This is a genomic window from Actinomyces johnsonii (assembly GCF_006546835.1).
Taxonomy (GTDB): Bacteria; Actinomycetota; Actinomycetes; order Actinomycetales; family Actinomycetaceae; genus Actinomyces; species Actinomyces johnsonii.
Window position 1 is genome coordinate 1 of sequence record NZ_VICB01000019.1, and the last position, 15503, is coordinate 15503.

Sequence of the window (15503 nt, forward strand, 5' to 3'; positions counted from 1 at the left end):
CGGCATCAGCAGCCAGGGCCTTAGAAACCGCGATCGTCCGGCGGTCGAGATCGGTGAGCAGCGGCTCAGCACTCATAACTGAGGACTCCTTGTGCATGAGGGTGCATATCACTCTCGGCCACGGGCACCGTGCCGGTGCATCTGTGGCCGGGTATCAGTGCTGATCCTTCCCGCTTCCGCAGGGACGGGCAAGTACACGGGTGAACGCGTGTTCATTCTGACTCGCCCCGGGCCTCCCCTCAGACGCCCTCCAGGAGGGAGCGGGCGGTGCTCTCGTCGGTGACGAGGGCCGACAGGTAGTCCCCGCGCAGGGTGGCGCGCAGGGCATCGACCTTGTCCCGGGCCGCGGCCACGCCGATGACCAAGGGGATCTCGCTGAGCCGGGAGGGATCCAGGCACAGGGTGCGGTCGCACAGGGCCGTGCGCACGTGGTTGCCCTCGGCGACTCGCGCCTCCTTGAGCCCGAAGGCCCGCGTCAGGCGCTCCTCGAGGGCCATAAGCCGCTCAACGGGATGGGACACCGTGACCGCGACGATGCCGTGCCGGCGGGCCTCGGAGAGCATACGCGAGACCGTGGGACGCTATTTCTCTCAGTAAAGGGAGAGTGGGTGAGTTGAGTGCTGACACTGATGTTGTGTCAGAGCGGCCTTCCTTCAATAAATCTGTCGTCAGCACTTCCTCTGGGTTCACATATGACGTATTTTGTCTTGATCGAGGAGCGTCTAGTGAAGTGCTCAATTGCGGAGGGTTGCAGTTAAAATCTAGTCGTCATGGCCGACGAGGGCCGCGTCGCCCTCTACTTCCTCGAGCCGGGCGAGTTCCCGCTGCCGGGCAAGGTCACCTACGATCGTGAGTACACGCCCTTCCGCAGCATCCTGCCCGAGGAGTTCACTGGAACGCCCTGCTCGACACCCACCTGGTCTTCCTCACCGGGATCACCGAGGCCCTGACCCCTGAGACCGCCCGGGTGGTGCGCTACTTTGCCGACGCCGCCCGCGATCGGGGCGTCGACGTGTGCCGGGCTCTGCGCGAGGAGATCGGAGCCCCCACGGTCGTGTCCACCGATGGGCGCGTCGGCGATCTCCTGGCTCTCCAAGGCTCGGACATCGTGCGCTGAGGCGCCTCTTTGTGACAAGGAGTGGTTCACTCATGAGCACCCACACACATGATGAGCATGATGTGGCGCCGTTAGGGCGCACCGCTCCCGAACAGATCGACAACCACCGTCTCACCGGCCATCAGAAGTCCCTCATCGGAATGGCCATCGTGGGCAACGTGTCGGAGTTCTTCGACATGTTCCTCATCGGCTTCATCGTCAACCTGCTGATCGAGACCCCGGGTTGGAGCCTCACCGGCTTCCACTCCGGCGTCATCCTGGCCGGAGCGGGTCTGGGCACGGTCGTGGGCTCGATCACTTGGGGGCGGCTGGCCGACGTGTGGGGACGCAAGCATGCCTTCATCTGGTGCATCGTCGTCCTCGTCGTCTTCACCGCGGCTTCGGCCTTCACCCCGGTCAGCGGCTGGATCCTGCTGGCGATCCTGCGCACCGGCGTCGGGTTCGGCGTGGGCGGTCTGAACATCACCTCGGTGCCCTTCGTCCAGGAGTTCGTACCCGCCAAGCAGCGCGGCCTCCTGGCGGGCCTCACCAGTGTCTTCATTCCCGCGGGCATCTTCCTGGGCGGACTGGTTACCAGGTACTTCGGCGACACCCTGGGCTGGCGCGGACTCATCGCCGTCGGCTGCATTCCCATCGTCCTGCTGGCCTGGACCCGCATCGTTCCGGAATCGCCGCGCTTCCTGCAGTCCCGGGGACGTGAGGAGGAGGCTAGGGCCGCCTACGCCTGGGCCATGGAGATCCCTGTCGAGCAGGTCGCCGATCTGCCGCCCATCCCCGACAAGAGCTCCGCCTCCTACTCAGTGGTCTTCACCAAGTACCCCAAGCAGCTGCTCGTCGTGGCCCTCGGTTCCTTCTCCTTCATCCTGGGCTCCTTCACCGTCCAGTCCTGGGGGCAGACGCTGCTGGGGCAGTCCTTCAAGTTCGAGGCCGGCACGGTTGCGACCCTGTTCATGCTCGTATCTTTGGGAGACCTGTTGGGACGCCTGGGCTCGGCCTGGATCTCGGACCGGATCGGACGGCGCTGGACGATGTTCGGATGCGGCGTGATCGGCGCCGTCGGGTCCCTGATAGCGGCTTTCTCCACCCGCATGGTCCACGGGGACGAGATCGGCAGCGCCGGTTACGTGTTCTTCGCGGGCATCTTCATCGTCATGATGTTCGGCGACGGCGCCTTCGGCATCCTCAACGCCTTCGGCGGTGAGCAGTTCCCGACCGAGGCCCGGTCCACCGGCCTGGGGCTGGGGTACGGAATCGGATCCGTTGCCAAGGTCGTCGGCCCCTACTTCGTGGGAGCCCTCATCGGAGGCAGCAAGCTGAGCGCCGAGGTGGTCTTCCTCCCCTTTATCGTCTTCGCGGTACTGCTCTTCGCCGGAGGCATCATTTACCTCTTCGCCCGTGAGACGAAGGGCGCCTCCCTGGAGGACATCTGAGGTTTCCGATCGAGTCGTCGCCGATGAGGGCGAAGGGTCGGATCGGGATGCCTCCGCCGATTTCTTCGCCCATCATCGTCAGGGCGCAGGGAATCGGCTCGCGTCGCGCGGCCCAGGCGGTGGCGTAGGGGGAGTGGGTGTGGACCACGCCACCGACGTCGCCGCGGTCGACGACGACCCGCTCGGAGACGTTGCCCGCGGTCCACACCACCAGCCCCCACCGGGGCAGCTCGGCGTGGAGTTCGGCCACCCGCTGTCTGGTGTCCGTCACCGCCTCCTGCATCTGCTCGTCGAGGTCGGTCAGGATGATCCTCTCGCTCATGCGCGTGCTCCTTTGTTCGTTAGTGATATCCGGTTTCACTGGCGATTCTTCGGAGCCGGCGGGCCCGCGTCACCACGCACCGCGCACGAATGTTCACCGTTCCTGGGATACCGGCGCGTGGCCGAGCGCGGGCGGTTGCGGAGCCGGCCTGCGTGCGATGCGCCGCTGGAACTCGACGGGGCATGTCACGCGGCCGGGNNACCCGGCCGCGTGACATGCCCCAGATCGTCTGCGGGCCGTGTGGGCCTCAGCCCTTCCGGTGCTCGACGACGTCGACCGGGGCCTTGCCCTGGTCTCCATCGGAGGAGCCGGAGTCCGGCAGGTGGCTGCCCACCATGTCGGTCAGGCCCGTGCCCACCAGGCTGCGCAGGATGACGTCGAGCTGCTCGACGTTGTTGGCCACGGCCTTGGGCAGTGCCGAAGCGCCCTCGGTGGAGATGATCGACAGGTCGCGCACGCTGGCCAGCGGCTCGCTCAGGGCCCGCGCGATCTCGGGGGCCTTGTCCAGCAGCATCTGGCGGGTGGCGGCGTCGCCGTACTTGGCCAGGGCGTCGGCCTTGTCGCTCATGGCCTTGGCCTCGGCCTCACCGGCGGCGCGGATCGTGTCGGCCTCGGCCTGACCGCGGGCGGCGATGGCGTCGGCCTCCGCGCGGGCCCTGGCCGCGGTCGCCTTGGCCTCGGCCTCGGCGCGGGCCACGGTGGCCTGGGCCTGGGCCTCGGCGTCCAGGCGGGTGCGCTCGGCCTCGGCCTGTGCGCGCAGCAGCGCCTCGGTCTTGGAGGCCTGGGCCTCCTGCTCGCGCTGGTAGCGGGCCGCATCAGCGGGCTTGCGCACCGTGGAGTCGAGCTCGCGCTCGGTCAGGGAGGCCTTGGCCTCGGCGGCCTCCTGGCCGATGATGGCGATCTCGCGCTCCTTGGCGGCGCGGGCGATCGGTCCGGCGGAGTCGGCGTCGGCCTGGGCCTTGTCCGTCTCGGCCTTGAGCTGGGCCTGACGCAGGGACAGATCGCGCTCGCGCTCGGCGATCTGCTGACGCGAGGTGACCTCGGCGTCGCGGGCCTCGCGCTCGGCGTTGGCCCGGGCGATGCGGGCGTCCTTCTCGACGCGCTGCTGCTCGGGCACGCCCAGGGACTCGATGTAGCCGCCGGCGTCGGTGATCTCGGAGACCTGGAGCATGTCGATCTCCAGACCCATGTTGGCCATGATGCTCTTGGCGTCGTCGAAGACGTTGCGCTGGAGAGCGTCACGGTCGGAGATGAGGTCGGTGACCGTCATGTGCCCGATGATCGAGCGCAGGGAGCCGATGAGCGCCTCCCGGGCGGAGTCAGCGATCGCCTGGTCCGTGTTCTGCTTGCCCAGGAACCGCTTGGCCGCGGCGCGCACCTGCTCGTCGGAGTCACCCACCTTGACGGCGGCGACGGCGGCCACGTTGACGTTGATCTTGTTCTCGTCCTCGGCGGTGACCTTGAAGCCGATCGTGGTCTGGGTGAAGGGCAGGTACTGGATGGACTGGATGACCGGCAGGACGAAGTCGCGCCCACCGGGGTGGATGATCTTGACCGCGCCCCGGTTCGATCCGGAGATCAGACCGGTGAGGTTGGAGGGGACGACGACGATCCGGCTGAACAGGTAGGCCAGAATCAGGAGCCCGATGATAACGATGACGACGATCGCACCGATGAGTGTTGGATCCACGCTGTGTTCCTTTCTTTTCGGGGAGGCGGGGTGGGAGGCCGGGGCCGGGGCGGGCGACCGGCAGGAGGCGGATCGATACCGTCACCGGCGTCCGGTGGACGGTCAGCTCTCGATCTGCCCCCAGGGGGTAATGGTGAGGGTGGAGTCTTCGGCGTCGAGCACCCAGGCGCTCTGGCCCGAGTGCATCGGCTCCTCGGAGCGCGCCGGCAGAGTCAGCTGGTTGCCGCGCGTGATGGCGCGGACCTCGCCGCCGCCGTCCTTCCACCACAGGACGGTGACCCTCTCTCCGACGAGCTCTGCCGCGGTGGGCGGCGCCGTGTCCAGCGGCATGGTCCGCTTGAGGCGGTTCCACAGCCAGCGCGTGGCCGTCCCCGAGGCGAGCGCCAACGCTGTGGGAACGCCCCACAGCACGGCTACCGGCACGGAGGCGGATCCCGACACGGCGGTTATGCCCATGCCGATCGCGCCGAATACGGCCACTGGAAGGGCGAGCACGGGAACCATCCCATCGGGTAGGAACGCGTCGAGCAGCCCATCGAAGAGGATGCCGACCAGGAGCGTGCCGCAGCCGATGATCGCGCACCAGGCGAAGATGCTCACGTCGGCTCCCTTCTGGGGAAGCCCGACCGGCTTCCCGCATCTGGATTCTGCCACGCGGGTCGCGCCAAGATCCCCGAGACGAGATGGGGAGTAGAACCCGGCGGTCCGCTCAGGCGCCGCGCGCCCGAGGGATCTCGGCGGAGTCCTGCAGGGACGGGGGAGCGAAGGACCATGCCGTCGCGTTCGGTGCGGCGGTGGGCACCGGGGTGCGGGGAGCCGTCGGAACAGTGACGGTCTCCTGCGTGTCCGGGTCGGTCGTGGGTACTGGGCTCGTCGGCACGGCTGCGCGTGCTGGGGCGGCCGCCGCCCGGTGGGCTCCGACGGCGCTGGTGGGGACCGCGCCGGCCGCGGCCACGGCGGAGGTCTGCTCGGCCGGCTGGGGCTCGGGGAGGTCGGGCAGGCCTGCCGGGTCGGGTGCAGGAAGGCCTGCCCGTCCCTGTGCTTGAGCGGGCGCCTGAGCTGTACCGGGGGTTGTGATGATCCCGTAGCCGCCCGTCTCGGCAGCACCGGCGGCGCGGGCGGACGCGGTCGGTGCTGCGGAGGCCCCGGACGGCTGAGGGCCTGGTGTCACCGTGACGGTACGGGCGGCCACCGCCACAGCTCTCACCGGTGAAGTGGTCGAGGGCGTGGAGCCCGAACGGGTTCGGGTCGGCCGTGGTTGTGGCTGCGGCCGCGTCGGCTGCTCAGTCGATGCCGCCCGTGAAGCGGGCGTCCTCGACGCGCCCGGCGCGGTCGACCCGCCCGGCTCGGCTGCGTGACTTCTGGCCGGAGCCGTGGGGAGGGTAGGGGCGCGGACGGCTTCGGTCTCCTTGGTGCTGGCCGACGCCGTCGGGATGTCGGAGGTCGGAGCCGTCGACGACGGCTCCCAGGACGCTGCCGAGGCCCTCACTGGTGCAGTGGTCGTCGGAGAGGTCGTCGTCTCGGGCGCTGCGGACGCCGTTCGCGTAGAGGGGACGGGCCGGGACTCCTGAGCGCGACGGCGCCGGGTGATGCGGCTGGGTGTCGGATCCTCGAAGGCACCGCTTCGGGTTTCGAGCGCCCGATGGCTCGTCGGGATCGTATCGGGCGGTTGAGTCGGGGCCGTGCGAGACGTCGTCTCCGCAGACGGCGTTTGCCGGGCCGCTGCCGCCTGCACCCGGGCGTCGGCAGAAGAGGCGGCGGATGGGCCATTGAGCGCGTCGGCCTGTGCCTCCTCAACGCTCGCAGCGGGCGATGGCTCGGTGTCGCTCGGCTGGTCGCCTTGCAGTGGGGCCAGGGGAGCAGGGATGGCTGATGCGGCCGCCGGCTCGTGAGGGGGAGCGAAGGAGGCTGCTGCGGAACTCATCACGTCAGTCGCCGCAGAAGTCCCGGTGTCCGCCGCGTGCGCCCCTCGATGCCCCGGGCTGAGGGGCGTCCACACGACGCCGGACTCGGGCAGTGCGGTGGATGCGGTGGTGGATGCGGTCGTCGCCCCGGTCGCCGCCGCGGCCGTTTCGGTCGCCTTCGCCGAGGCCTCCCGCGCGACCCGGCTCTGGACCCGCCGCGAGCGCCGTCGGTGCCCTCCGGTGCTACTCGCAGCGCCTGCGGAGCTCACGGATCCCGTGGGGGCGGTGGAGTCGGCAAATTCAGCGGGGCCCGGGTAGTCGGCGGGCTTGACGATGTGGTCGAGGTCGTAGTGGGTAGGATCCTGCCCGGCGTTGCGCAGTACGTCCTCCAGGGGGCTGAGCAGCGCCAGGCGGAAGGCGGGGTCGACGCAGCGGGCGTTGACCGCGCCCCAGATCTGGTCAGCGGTCAGGGACTCCTCGGAGGAGCCCAGGTCGTTGCGGATCGCGGTGACCAGGTCGGACTCCAGGCGCGCATAAGCCATGGCGTAGGCGCTGGGCCATGGTGCCTCGGGCCGATGGGTGCGCAGGAGGGCGAAGTTCCGCAGCGCCCGCAGCACCTCGTCCGAGCCGCCCACGAGCGCTCCCACCCGCAGGCGGTCCAGCGACTCGTTCTGCATCGTCCCCGTCCCTTCGGGGCCCAGCAGGTGCTTGGAGTCCTCGACGACCTCCTTCAGAAAGATTCGGTAGGCGGCGACGCTGTCGGGAGTCGTGCGCTCCTTGGTCATGGAGCGCAGCCTCTCGGCGGCATGGCGCGCTGCCAGACGGGCGGAGCTTGCCTCGGACTGCACCTCGTTGATCCGCGAGATGCTGGCCCGGGAGATCCGCGACGCCTCCTTGAGGGCCAGGTCCGCGTGCGCCGTCGAGCGCCGCGCGGCGACGACGGCGGCGATGGCGACCAGGATGGAGACGCCGGCTGCGATGGAGGCCACGGCGGCGACAACGGACAGATCCATGTCCCTATCCTGCCTGGAATCGGCTCGAGAATGCCGCGAAAAAGGACCTCCCCAGATAGTCCCCAGAATGTCTGCGGGACACATTCAGACAAGTTAGTGCCGACTCTCACATTCGGGAGGCTTTCAGTCGGTGAGTGGCGGTACTGGCGCTGGCGCTCCATGCGCCCCCGGCGCTTCGAGGCGCATCCGTTCCCATGAGACCGCTGTGACCTGCACCGATGTGCACGAACTCGAGTCCTTGGGACCTCTGGCGGTATGGGACGGCCGGCAGCACGGTAGCGTCGCCGTTATGAAGAAACTCATCAACTCCGTTGACAACGTGGTCACGGACGCCCTGCGGGGCATGGCCGCCGCCCACCCCCACGAGCTCGACGTCGACCTCGACCAGCACATCGTCTACCGCCGCAGGCGAAAGGAGAAGGGCAAGGTCGCCATCATCTCCGGCGGCGGCAGCGGCCATGAGCCCCTCCACGGCGGCTTCGTGGGCACCGGCATGCTCGACGCCGCCTGCGCCGGCGAGATCTTCACCTCCCCGGTCCCCGACCAGATGGTCGCCGCCACCACCGCCGTCGACCGTGGCGCCGGAGTCCTGCACATCGTCAAGAACTACACCGGCGACGTCATGAACTTTGAGATGGCCGCCGAGATCGTTGACGCCGACTCCGGCATCCAGGTCGCCAGCGTCGTCACCAATGACGACGTCGCCGTTGAGGACTCCCTCTACACCGCCGGACGGCGCGGCGTGGGCGTGACTGTCATGGTGGAGAAGATCGCCGGCGCCGCTGCGGAGGAGGGCCGCCCGCTGGACGAGGTCGCCGGCATCGCCGCGCGCGTCAACGCCGCCGGCCGCTCCATGGGCATGGCACTGACCTCCTGCACCGTCCCGGCCAACGGCAAGCCCTCCTTCGATCTTCCTGCCGACGAGATGGAGATCGGCATCGGCATCCACGGCGAGCCCGGCCGCCACCGCGAGAAGGTCGCCCCCGCCGCCGAGGTCGCCGAGCGCCTCGTCACCCCGATCCTGGCGGAGCTGACATCGCTGGAGCTACCCGACGCCGCCGGCCCCGACGAGGGCGTCATCGCCATGGTCAACGGCATGGGCGCCACCCCGCTGCTCGAGCTCTACCTCATGTACGGCGAGATCGCCCGTCTCCTTCAGGGAGCCGGGATCACAGTGGCCCGCAACCTCGTAGGCAACTACATCACCAGCCTCGACATGGCCGGCTGCTCCCTGACCCTGGTGCGCGCCGACGCCGAGCTGCTGCGCCTGTGGGACGCCCCCGTCAATACCCCCGGCCTGCGCTGGGGCGCGTGAGGACCTGGCACAATCGGTTCGCCCGCGGTTCGTGCGGGCGCCCCGGAGGGAACTGAAGGAGGAGTGAGATGACAGCGGAAGCGGAATCCGCCCGTCAGACGCTGGGAGTAGCCGAGCTGGGAGCGTGGGTGCGCCGCAGCGCCGAGCTCATCGCCGAGCATGCCGAAGAGCTCACCGAGCTGGACGCCGCCATCGGCGACGCCGACCACGGCACCAACATGAAGCGCGGCCTGGCCGCAGCGGCCGACGCGGTGGAGGCCGGCGGCTTCACCAGCGCCGATGCCCTGCTCAAGAAGGTCGGCATGACCCTGGTCTCCACCGTCGGGGGTGCCTCGGGCCCCCTGTACGGAACCTTCTTCCTGCGCACCGGCGGCGCCCTAGCGGGGCGGGGCGGCGACCTGGGGCGTCTTGACGCTCAGGCGCTCGTGGACGGTCTGGAGGCCGGGATCGGCGGCATCGCCGCCCGCGGCCGCGCCACCACAGGGGAGAAGACCATGCTCGACGCCTGGAATCCGGCCCTGGAGGCACTGCGTGCCCACCCTGACGACCTCGGCGCGGGCGTCGCTGCCGCTGCACGGGCCGCCGCCGAGGGCCGCGACGCCACCGAGCCGATGGTGGCCACCAAGGGACGGGCCTCCTACCTGGGGGAGCGCTCGGCCGGCCACATCGACCCCGGCGCCGCCTCCACCGCCCTCCTCCTGGCGGCCCTCGACGACGTCGTGGCCGGAAGGACGGCGTGATGCCCGTGAACCCCGCAAACCCTGCCGGCCCTGCGACGACTTCTGGGACGGCGCAGTCGAGCGGCGCCCCGGTGAGCGTCGGCATCGTCCTGGTCTCCCACTCCCGTTCCCTGGCAGAGTCCGCCCTCGACCTGGCGCGCCGACTCATCGTGGCCGTCGACGTCCCCGTCGAGCTCGCCGCAGGGCTGGCCGACGGCGCGCTGGGCACCGATCCCGGCCTGATCGTCTCCGTCGTCGAGCAGCTCGTCGCCCGGTGCGCCGGTGTCCTGGTCCTGGCGGATCTGGGCAGCGGGATCATGAGCGCGGAGATGGCCCTCGAGATGCTCGACCCGGCCGTGGCAGAACGGGTTCGGCTCTCCGCGGCGCCCTTCGTTGAGGGTCTGCTGGGCGCCTACGGCGCAGCCGGGATCGGCAAGGACCTTGAGGCGGTGGTCGCCGAGGCCGACGGCGCCGCCGAGGCCAAGCGCTCCCAGGTCGCTGCCCTCTGACGCCCTCTGAGAGCCTCTTGGAGCGGCGCTGAGTTACACCGTGCCGCTCATGCGCGGTTGGCGAAGCGCTCCAGGAGGGCGGCGTCTCCGCCGACGACGAGCACGTCCTCGGCCGAGACCAGCGTATCCGGGGTGGCGTACTCGAAGGGCTCGCCCGGGCTCATCAGGCCGAAGACCGTCACCCCGTAGCGCGAGCGCACCTTGGACTGTCCGATGGTGAATCCGTGCAGCTCCATGGGCGGACGCATCTTGACGATGGTGAAGCCGCTCTTCTCCATCTCGATGTAGTCGAGCATGCGGCCCGAGACGAGGTGGGCGGCGCGCTGCCCGGCGTCGAACTCGGGGTAGACGACGTGGTGGGCGCCGATACGCCGCAGGATGCGGCCGTGGGCCCGGGAGATCGCCTTGGCCCAGATCTGGGGGGTCTCCAGATCCACGAGGTTGCCGGTGATGAGGACGGAGGCCTCCAAGGAGGTCGCCACCCCTACGACCGCCGTGCCGAACTCGGTGGCGCCCAGCTGCTCGAGGGCCTCCACGTCCGTGGCATCGGCCTCCACCAACGGGATGCGGCCGGTCCACTGGCGCACGATCGCGGGATTGGCCTCCACGGCCAGGACCTCGCGCCCCAGCCGGTCCAGGGTCGCGGCGACGGCGGAGCCGAAGCGCCCCAGCCCTATGACGAGCGTGGAGTCGGTGCGCGAGGGCGGGGCAGGCATGAAGTCTCCTGAGGTCGGCCGTTGGACGGTGAGCCCTACGCTACCGCGTGCGGCGGCGGCGCAGGCTCAGGCCGATCCCACAGGCGACCAGCAACGCTGCGGCCCCGGCCAGGATCCAGGCCATCATCGTGAAGCCGCCGGCGTAGGCCTCGATCCGGGCCCGGTCGATGAGCTGGGCCTTGAGGGCCTCGATGATCTGTTTGCCCGCGGGCGACTGGGGCAGGGCCCGGGCCCGCATCATCGCCTCCATGGCGGCGGCCCTGACCTCTTCGGTGTGGTCGGCCACGTAGTCCTCGGCGTGCTGGGTGGCGTAGGAGGTCATGAGCGCGACCCCGAAGGATCCTCCGATCTGCTGGGCGGCGCTCAGGATCGCCGAGGCCAGCCCGGTCCGCTTGGCTTCCACCCCGCGGGTGCCGGAGTTGAAGGTGACCGGCATCGTCAGCCCCAGGCCGATGCCGAAGACGATGAGGCCGGGCAGGGCGACCTGGGAGTAGGTCGAATCCGTCGTCATGCGCGAGAAGATGAGGAAGGAGCCGGTCAGGACCGCCAGCCCCAGCGGCAGAGTGCCGCGCGCTCCGAGCCTGGGCACGATGACGCGCCCGGCCGGGATGGCGGTGGCCACCAGGGCGGCGACCATAGGTAGGAAGACCACTCCGCTCTTGAAGGGCGAGTAGCCGAAGTGGTTCTGCATGTAGTAGGTCAGGTAGATGATCGCCCCCATCTGGGCGGCCCCGGCGATGAACTGCGCGGCATAGGAGGCGGCCCGCACCGGCATCGCCATCATCGACAGGGGCAGTACCGGGCGGCTCGCGAAGCGCTCGCGGACCACGAACAGCACCGCAGCGACGCCGCCGAACGCAAGCCAGGTGACGGTCGACGTCGCGGTCCAGGAGGTCTGCTGAGCCCGGTCGAGCCCATAGACGGCGCTGAAGCAGGCCCCGCAGCCTAGGACCAGGCCGGTCAGGTCGTCGTAGATGCGCGAGCCGCGGTCGCGCTGGTCGGCCGGCGGCAGGCTGCGCTGCCCGATGAGCAGGGCCGCAGCGGCCAGGAAGATGTTGATGTAAAGCGCCCAGCGCCAGCTGAGCCAGTCGGTCAGGGCCCCGCCGACGAGTAGCCCGACAGCCGCCCCCAGCCCGCCAGTGGCGCCGAAGATCGCGAAGACCCGCTCGCGCTCGGTGCGCTCGGTGAAGGTGACGTTGAGCAGCGACTGCGAGGTGGGGGCCAGCAGTGCCCCGAAGCAGCCCTGGGCGACCCGGGCGACCAGTAGGACGGGGAAGGACGTCGCCATACCCGCCGCCAGGCTGGCCACGCCGAAACCGACCAAGCCGATCTGGTAGGAGCGGCGAATGCCCGCCACGGCGCAGAGCCTGCCGCCGAAGAGCACCAGGCCGCCGAAGGCCAGGCTGTAGCCGGTGACCGTCCAGGGGCTCTGGGACACGGTCATTCCCAGGTCCTCCTGCATCCGCGGCAGGGCGATCGCGATGATCGTCAGATCCAGGACGATCATCAGCTGGGTGAGGACGGCGCTGACCATGACCGCGCGGCGGTTGGGGCGTCGCTGCTGAGAAGAGGGGGCCGACGACGGTGCTGAGGAGGGCGCCGAGGGCTTCGGTGCCGCCTCCCCCTGTGCCTGCTCGCCGCGCTCCTTGAGGGCGGACTTCAACGTGGATGTCATCGCGAACCTCCATAGCAAAATGATCGTTTTCGTTTGCGCTCGGGAGTCTAGGTTCGCCGCCGTCAGCAGTCAACAACGATCGTTTCGATTTGGAGTGTTCTGAGTCGCTTATCCTGAACTCATGCCACGAGTGACCGCCGCTCATCGGAGACGTCAGAGAGTCCGAATCCTGCAGGCTGCCGAAGAGTGCTTCGCCCGCAGCGGCTTCCAGGCCGCCTCCATGGATGAGGTCATTGCCGCAGCCGGGATGTCGTCGTCGACCGTGTACCGCTACTTCCCCGAGGGCAAGCGCTCTCTCATGCGTGAGGTGTTGACCCGGCGGATGGGCCCGCTCGTCGAGCGGATCAGACAGCTCGCTGAGTCCGAGGCACTGCCCGACTTCAAGCAGGGATTCATCGAGACGCTCGTCCTGCTCAATTTCGAGCACGACGACGTCGAGCAAGATGCCGTCGAGACCGCCTCAGGGCGGGCCTCCGCTCGGCGAGGCGAGGTCCGCCAAGATGCTGACGACGTCGAACTGAGCGCCTGGGCGCCACTGGCCTATCACGCCTGGGGCGAGCTGACTCGTGATCCCGAGATGCGCGTCATGGTCCAGGAGAACTACTACGATATCCGCAGTGGCCTCGTCCACCTGTGCCGCAACGGGCAGAGGGCTGGAACGATCTCCGCTCGCTTGAACCCCGAGCAGCTGGCCTCCCTGATCCAGAGCGTGTCCTTCGGTCTGATCGTCGAGCAGCTCATCACTGGCCGCGCGGATGTGGATAGTGCGGCCGCGACCCTCGGACACCTGCTCGCCCCGGACGGGCCGGAACCCGAGGCGAGCTGATCGTTCCCGCTGGTGTTTGCGGGCCGCTGGGGCGAGCGAGTGCGGAATCGGCCGGCGGCGCTAGCCGATCATCGGGCTGGCCTCGGGCATCCGGATGACGCGGCGCCGCTCGCGCAGTGCCAGGGCGCTGGCTGCCGTCATCGTGCCCACGCGGCCGACGAACATGAGCGCCACGATGACGTACTTGGCGCTTGCGGGAAGAGTCGGAGTGATTCCCGTGGACAGGCCCACGGTTGCGAACGCGCTGATGACTTCGAAGAGGATCCGGTCCAGGGACAGATTGGTCATCTGCAGGAGCAGGAGCGTGGCGAGCCCGATGACACTGGCGCCGATGAAGGCCACCGCCACGCTCAAGCGCACGGTCGAGGGCGTGATGCGCCGACCGAAGGCCTCGATGTCCTGGTCGCCACGAGCCTCGGCGAAGATCGCCAGGAGCAGGACCGCGAAAGTGGAGACCTTGATGCCGCCGGCCGTCGAGGCCGAGCCGCCGCCGACGAACATGAGGGCGTCCTGGAGGAACCAGGTGGCCTCGTGCATGTGCTCGGGCGGAATCGTGGACAGTCCCGAGGAGCGGGCGTTGACGCCGTTGATCAGAGCGGTCATGATCTTGCCGCCCGTGGGCAGTGCCCCGTAGGTAAGGGGGTTGTTCCACTCGAAGACGGCGATGGCGACGGTCGAGGCGATGGTGAGGGCCGCATAGGTCGTCAGGGTCAGCTTCGTGTGCAGGCTCCACGTCCGGGGCCTGCGTCGTCGGCCCATGATGTCCAGGATGACGGGGAAACCGACGGCGCCCATAAAGGTCCCCAGGATGATCGGCAGGCCGATCCACCAGTCGGTGGCGTAGGCGCCCAGGCCCTCGGGCATGATGACGAAACCGGCATTGTTGAAGATCGACAGCCCCATGAAGGCCGCGTACCACAAGGCGTGCCCCACATCGAGGCCGTGACCCAGGAAGCGGGGCAGCAGCATGAGGGTGAGGAGGAGCTCGCAGCCGGTGGCCGTGTAGATGACGGCGCGCAGGAGACGGCCCACCTCGCCCAGGCGCGACTGGTTCTCCGAGGCGGCCAGCATCCGCTGAGTCAGTCCCACGTGGCGCGATACCGCCAGTGACAGCAGCGAGGCCAGGGTCATGACTCCCAGGCCGCCCACGGCAGCGGCCAGGATAATGACGACGTGCCCGAAGGTGGACCAGTAGGCGGCCGTGTCCACAGTGCTCAGACCCGTGACGCACGCCGCTGAGGTGGCGGTGAACAGGGCGTCGAGGAAGTCGGCTTGCTTCCCACTCGCCGTGGCAATCGGAAGGCTGAGCAGAAGCGTGACCACCATGATGATGGCGGCGAAGACGGTAACCGCCAGCCGGGCCGGGTAGAACCTGGCCGCCCGCGCGATCTGGCCGAGCGGCTCCATGTGCCGAAGCAACCGGCGCAACCCGGTGGGCTCCGTGGCTGGCAGCGGGGGCCGAACGGGTGGCTCATCGGCCCTGTCGTCCTCGGCCGGGCGCTTCCTTCGCCCCTTCCACGGATGGCCGATGACGCTCACGAACGGAGCGTGCCAGTGCGCCTGGCGGCGCCCGCCGGCGCGCGAGCCGTCTTCGGATCCGCCCTGGGACCCGCGGCGGGGCTCGGGCTCGTCTGCGGTGTCTGTCTGGGGCACGGTCGCCATTGTGGTCCTGTTGGTGCGGCTTCGTCACGTTCTCGGATGTCGGGTGTGGGCGGCGGGCGTGTCAGGGCTCCGTCGGGCCCGTGGGGAGGTGATGGTCGGCGCGGTCCTCGGCTGGGAAACTGAGGATGTGGCAGCGATAATTGATGCCCCAGTGTGAAATGCGACGCGTGTGGCGATTGGGGTCCAAGAATTCCTGTGCGATGGCTGGTACGGCGTTATATTGGCGGTGTTCCTGCCCCGTCGGGGCCCCTGCGACGAACGGACCTCAAGCTCATGGCACCGGGCCTTCCCACATCCCCCAGCGCCTCCGGCGCCCCCTCGTTCCTCACCGTGGCTGAGGTGGCGGCGATGCTGCGCGTGTCCAAGATGACCGTCTACCGAATGGTGCACTCCGGCGACCTTCCTGCGATGCAGGTCGGGCGCTCCTTCCGCGTCCCCGAGCGCGCCGTTCACGAGTACCTGGCCGCCGGACTGGGTGACTGGGGCCACGATGCGTCGGAGGCATCAGGGTCCTAGGACCCGCTAGACTCGGGCGGTCACCTGCGTGGTCGGCCGCTGAGCCTCACGCGCCGACCAATCGCCCCATGGCATAACCCTCGCCGGCC

The 15503-nt window shown here is 69.2% G+C and carries 15 protein-coding genes and 1 pseudogene; 8 read left to right on the plus strand and 8 right to left on the minus strand.

Going from position 1 to position 15503, the window contains the following annotated elements:
• Positions 1-239: 239 nt before the first annotated feature.
• Positions 240-563, minus strand: coding sequence for a sugar-binding domain-containing protein (locus tag FK256_RS10730; RefSeq protein ID WP_244936371.1), 324 nt, complete (start codon positions 561-563; stop codon positions 240-242).
• 207 nt (positions 564-770) lie between these two features.
• Between FK256_RS10730 and FK256_RS14675 the strand changes: the two genes are divergently transcribed.
• Genes FK256_RS14675 through FK256_RS10740 form a run of 3 tightly spaced genes read left to right on the plus strand, consistent with a single transcriptional unit; the run spans position 771 to position 2547 of the window.
• Complete coding sequence (locus FK256_RS14675) at positions 771-950, plus strand: hypothetical protein (protein WP_244936373.1); 180 nt, start codon at positions 771-773, stop codon at positions 948-950.
• Between the two features lie 17 nt (positions 951-967).
• On the plus strand, positions 968-1117 hold the full coding sequence (locus FK256_RS14680; protein WP_244936374.1) for a hypothetical protein: 150 nt from the start codon (positions 968-970) through the stop codon (positions 1115-1117).
• A 32-nt stretch (positions 1118-1149) separates the two neighbouring features.
• Positions 1150-2547, plus strand: a complete 1398-nt coding sequence (locus tag FK256_RS10740; RefSeq protein WP_141424765.1) for an MFS transporter — start codon at positions 1150-1152, stop codon at positions 2545-2547.
• 4 nt (positions 2548-2551) lie between these two features.
• Here FK256_RS10740 and FK256_RS10745 read toward each other — a convergent pair.
• The 4 genes and pseudogenes from FK256_RS10745 to FK256_RS10760 all read right to left on the minus strand — a co-directional run.
• Positions 2552-2869 (minus strand): annotated as a pseudogene (locus FK256_RS10745) (class II aldolase/adducin family protein); the annotation flags it as partial.
• A gap of 247 nt (positions 2870-3116) precedes the next feature.
• Positions 3117-4559, minus strand: coding sequence for an SPFH domain-containing protein (locus tag FK256_RS10750; RefSeq protein ID WP_141424767.1), 1443 nt, complete (start codon positions 4557-4559; stop codon positions 3117-3119).
• A 102-nt stretch (positions 4560-4661) separates the two neighbouring features.
• Positions 4662-5159 carry a hypothetical protein gene (locus FK256_RS10755; protein ID WP_021606326.1) on the minus strand — a complete coding sequence of 166 codons (498 nt, stop codon included), beginning with the start codon at positions 5157-5159 and terminating at the stop codon, positions 4662-4664.
• Between the two features lie 109 nt (positions 5160-5268).
• On the minus strand, positions 5269-7476 hold the full coding sequence (locus FK256_RS10760; RefSeq protein ID WP_244936376.1) for a hypothetical protein: 2208 nt from the start codon (positions 7474-7476) through the stop codon (positions 5269-5271).
• Between the two features lie 289 nt (positions 7477-7765).
• Here FK256_RS10760 and dhaK point away from each other — a divergent pair, with 289 nt between their 5' ends.
• The 3 genes from dhaK (at position 7766) to dhaM (ending at position 10019) form a co-directional block, all read left to right on the plus strand.
• On the plus strand, positions 7766-8791 hold the full coding sequence (gene dhaK, locus FK256_RS10765) for a dihydroxyacetone kinase subunit DhaK (protein WP_049939581.1): 1026 nt from the start codon (positions 7766-7768) through the stop codon (positions 8789-8791).
• 68 nt (positions 8792-8859) lie between these two features.
• Positions 8860-9531, plus strand: a complete 672-nt coding sequence (dhaL, locus tag FK256_RS10770) for a dihydroxyacetone kinase subunit DhaL (RefSeq protein ID WP_021606870.1) — start codon at positions 8860-8862, stop codon at positions 9529-9531.
• A gap of 71 nt (positions 9532-9602) precedes the next feature.
• A complete protein-coding gene (dhaM, locus tag FK256_RS10775; RefSeq protein WP_170197960.1) occupies positions 9603-10019 on the plus strand; it encodes a dihydroxyacetone kinase phosphoryl donor subunit DhaM in 417 nt (138 codons plus the stop codon).
• A 47-nt stretch (positions 10020-10066) separates the two neighbouring features.
• Here the strand turns inward: dhaM and FK256_RS10780 are convergent, their stop codons facing one another.
• On the minus strand, positions 10067-10735 hold the full coding sequence (locus FK256_RS10780; RefSeq protein ID WP_009233235.1) for a potassium channel family protein: 669 nt from the start codon (positions 10733-10735) through the stop codon (positions 10067-10069).
• A gap of 40 nt (positions 10736-10775) precedes the next feature.
• Positions 10776-12410, minus strand: a complete 1635-nt coding sequence (locus tag FK256_RS10785; protein ID WP_141424769.1) for an MFS transporter — start codon at positions 12408-12410, stop codon at positions 10776-10778.
• A gap of 121 nt (positions 12411-12531) precedes the next feature.
• Between FK256_RS10785 and FK256_RS10790 the strand changes: the two genes are divergently transcribed.
• Positions 12532-13236 carry a TetR/AcrR family transcriptional regulator gene (locus FK256_RS10790; protein WP_141424770.1) on the plus strand — a complete coding sequence of 235 codons (705 nt, stop codon included), beginning with the start codon at positions 12532-12534 and terminating at the stop codon, positions 13234-13236.
• A 60-nt stretch (positions 13237-13296) separates the two neighbouring features.
• Here the strand turns inward: FK256_RS10790 and FK256_RS10795 are convergent, their stop codons facing one another.
• Complete coding sequence (locus FK256_RS10795; protein WP_021606866.1) at positions 13297-14898, minus strand: TrkH family potassium uptake protein; 1602 nt, start codon at positions 14896-14898, stop codon at positions 13297-13299.
• Positions 14899-15171: 273 nt separating this feature from the next.
• On the opposite strand from FK256_RS10795, the gene FK256_RS10800 reads away from it, so the two are divergent.
• Entirely contained in the window at positions 15172-15414 is a 243-nt protein-coding gene (locus tag FK256_RS10800) for a helix-turn-helix domain-containing protein (RefSeq protein ID WP_003784138.1), read from the plus strand.
• Positions 15415-15503 lie beyond the last annotated feature (89 nt).